Origin of the sequence: Synechococcus sp. R6-5 (assembly GCF_047461775.1) — a bacterium.
In the GTDB taxonomy this organism is placed as follows: Bacteria; Cyanobacteriota; Cyanobacteriia; order Thermostichales; family Thermostichaceae; genus Thermostichus.
This window is the reverse complement of record NZ_JANSHV010000299.1, coordinates 1-2,450: the sequence shown is the minus strand read 5'-3', so window position 1 is coordinate 2,450 and position 2,450 is coordinate 1. Positions and strand designations below refer to the sequence as shown.

Genomic DNA, 2,450 nt, shown 5'->3' with positions numbered 1-2,450 from the left:
TTAGCGGTCGGAGCCGGGTAGTTTACGAAAATTGAGGCCTTTTTCTGCTCGCAACTTCTTGCCCTGAGGGGCAACTTTGTCCACCTCCAGCACCACGCCTGCCGGCTCGATCCTTACCACGCGGGCGCCGATTTTGCCGTCGTCGATCCAAACGGTTGCCCCCACTTGCAGGTGCGCCAAAACCTCCGGCAGGCTGCAGGTCACCTGGCAGGAGATATCGGCGCTGGCCTCAGGAACCTTCGCGGTGAGCAGGATGCGATCCCCGCGGTACACCTTGGTTTTGCCGGGGGGCATGGCCACTGGGCCGGTGCGGATCTTGGGGCCAGCCAGGTCCAGCAAAATCTTGCAACGCCGTTGGGTCTGGGCTTCGGCCTGGCGCAAGTGGGCCACCATTTTCTCCCACACCGAGGGCTCGTCGTGGGCGCAGTTGATGCGGGCCACGTTCATGCCCCGCTCCAACAACTGCAGCAACAGCTCCGGCTGCTCGGCGGCTTCGCTGGGCAGGGTCACCATGATGCGCGCGCGGCGATGGGGAGAAGGGGGGCCAAACAGCGCCTCGGCGTGCTGCTCTAGTGCCGTATCCCCGGCGTAAAACTCTTCATAGCTGGGTGCCGTATGGGTCAAACCCTGGGTGGCTGCCAAAATAGCAATCACCGCATCCAGGCTCTCCAGAACCCGCGACTCACAGCGCCCCAGCGAGGACAGCCCCGCAGCCGCCAGCTCCAGTTGCAAGCTGCGCAGATCCTGTTGGCGCAGCGCCAGGTAGCGCGCCAGGTTGTGGATGGCCGCAGGAGGGCTCGTAAGGCAGCCCCAAGCGGCCAAGTATTTCTGGGATCCCTCTACAACCTGCTGCCGCAGCTCCAGGAGCCGCTCCAGCAAACTCCTAAGATTGCAGGAGGGGGAAGAGGAGGAAACCATGTCGAAAGTCTTCCCAAGACAAACCCGGCCCAATTCTATGCCTGAGCTTACTTGGGGTCGATCATAGGCGGGTTAGGTTGAGAAAGGAAGGCGATAGCCTTTCATTGCCCAGTGTTCCGGTCTAGAGTCGTTAACAGCCTTCGGCTGTCCTGCCTACTACTTCCTTGGGTTGCGTGAAACTTCATTCTCTCCCTCCTGCCCGTTCCCGCGAGCGGCCTGACCACAGGCTCTCCCTCGTTTGCGCGGTGGGCCTGATGGATCGCTATGTCCTCTCGGAGATGCTGCTGCCGTTTCTCTTTGGGGTGGGAGCTTTCACAACCTTGGTGATGGCGGTGGGATCCCTGTTCGAGCTGGTGCGCCTGGTGGTGGAAGCGGGTCTGTCGCTTTCGGCGGCGTTACAGGTGTTCGTGTTGCGGGCGCCGGGGATCATCGTCCTGACGTTCCCGATGTCCATGTTGCTGGCGACGTTGCTGGCCTATGGGCGCTTGTCTGCCGATAGCGAAATCACGGCCTTGCGCGGATGCGGGGTGAGCCTTTACCGCCTCATGGTGCCTGCCCTCGTCCTCAGCTTGCTGGTGACGACGTTAACGTTTCTGTTCAATGAGCTGGTGGTGCCGGTGAGCAATCGCCAAGCGGCCACGACTTTGAATCGAGCTTTAAATCGGGATCCGGACTTCCGGCGGGAGAATATCCTCTACCAAGAATTTGGCGAGATCCTCATGCCTGAGCCAGACGGCACCTTTTCCCGGCGACAAGGGCTAACCCGTCAGTTCTACGCCCGCAGCTTCGATGGAAAGCAAATGCGCGGCATTATCGTCCTGGATTTTTCCAACGAGGCGCTCAACCAAATTCTGCTGGCCCAGCGGGGGCGCTGGGATCCCCAAGAGAATCTTTGGGTGTTTGAGGATGGCACCAACTACATCGTTTCTCCGGATGGCACCTACAGCAACATTGCCACCTTCAGCCGGCAGGAGTTGCGTCTGCCTCGCGCGCCGCTGGAGCTGGCTCAGGAGATTCGCAGCCCTGAGGAAATGAACATTCGGGAGCTGAAGCATTACATCGAGGTGATCGCCAGTTCTGGAGATCTGCAACGGGTGCGCCGTCTGCAGGTCAGCCTCAACCAAAAGTATGCCATTCCTTTCGCGTGTCTGGCGTTTACCCTGATTGGGGTGCCTTTGGGGCTGCGCCCGCAGCGCACCGGTTCCTCTTTGGGGTTGGGCATCAGTGTGCTGATTATCTTTGCCTTCTATGTGCTGCTGTTCATCACCCAGGCGCTGGGACAAATTGGGACGCTGGGGCCAGCAATGGCGGCTTGGTTGCCCAACTTGATCTGTGCCGCCGTAGGGCTGGGGTTGCTTTACCGAGCCAATCAGTAGCTGCTGGGCACCGTTTCTCCAGATGTAGGATAAAACTGCCCAATGGATTCTCGTATTCTGGAGAGCTCCCCCATGGAAGTTCAAGCTTGGATGAATTGGATGTTTGGCGGATTAGCCCTGCTGATCTTGGGGGGAGCATGACTCTAGTCAATAATA

2 protein-coding genes are annotated in these 2,450 nt (G+C 59.5%); one reads left to right on the top strand and one right to left on the bottom strand.

The genetic code is table 11. From position 1 onward, the window contains the following. A complete protein-coding gene (locus tag NW818_RS13075; protein WP_414424798.1) occupies window positions 1-918 on the bottom strand; it encodes a pyruvate kinase in 918 nt (305 codons plus the stop codon). Between the two features lie 254 nt (window positions 919-1,172). On the opposite strand from NW818_RS13075, the gene NW818_RS13070 reads away from it, so the two are divergent. Then, window positions 1,173-2,294, top strand: coding sequence for an LptF/LptG family permease (locus NW818_RS13070; protein WP_414389885.1), 1,122 nt, complete (start codon window positions 1,173-1,175; stop codon window positions 2,292-2,294). Window positions 2,295-2,450: the final 156 nt, after the last annotated feature.

What these genes read in the sequence shown, in the direction of transcription:
- NW818_RS13075 (WP_414424798.1), bottom strand. Translation starts at nt 918, where the DNA reads ATGGTTTCCTCCTCTTCCCCCTCCTGCAATCTTAGGAGTTTGCTGGAG.
- NW818_RS13070 (WP_414389885.1), top strand. Translation starts at nt 1,173, where the DNA reads ATGGATCGCTATGTCCTCTCGGAGATGCTGCTGCCGTTTCTCTTTGGG.